Source organism: Nostoc sp. CCY 9925, from assembly GCF_963920935.1.
GTDB lineage: Bacteria > Cyanobacteriota > Cyanobacteriia > Cyanobacteriales > Nostocaceae > Nostoc.
On the sequence record NZ_CAWUDO010000308.1, the window covers coordinates 1 to 475 of the forward strand.

The 475-nt window shown below is 42.1% G+C and carries 2 tRNA genes; both read left to right on the forward strand.

From position 1 onward, the window contains the following. Positions 1-114 precede the first annotated feature (114 nt). A tRNA-Ile gene (locus ACM0OY_RS40575) sits at positions 115-188 on the forward strand. An 80-nt stretch (positions 189-268) separates the two neighbouring features. Further along, positions 269-341: transfer RNA gene (locus ACM0OY_RS40580), tRNA-Ala, on the forward strand. Positions 342-475: the final 134 nt, after the last annotated feature.

The following is a 475-nucleotide window of genomic DNA, read 5'->3' on the forward strand; positions in this document are numbered from 1 at the left end:
ACCTACACCCCTCAAATATTGAAAGCAAAGTGCAAATAAATATTGAGATGGTCAAACCTAGGTCGGTCGCAGACATTTGTTGAAAGCTTTCAAACTATGATTTGGTTCATTTATGGGCTATTAGCTCAGGTGGTTAGAGCGCACCCCTGATAAGGGTGAGGTCCCTGGTTCGAGTCCAGGATGGCCCACCTGAAAGTAATTAGTAATTTATAATTAGTAATTCGTAATTAACTACGAATTAAGAATTACGAATTACGAATTATAATCTGGGGGTTTAGCTCAGTTGGTAGAGCGCCTGCTTTGCAAGCAGGATGTCAGCGGTTCGAGTCCGCTAACCTCCACCTTGTAGCGTCAGCTATAAATAGAAGAGGGATTAAATTCAGCAAAGTGACAGATAACGCATGTATTGTATGTGTGAATGTCAGACTGCTGGGTAGTTATCCAGCCAGAACCTTGAAAACTGCATAGGAATGCG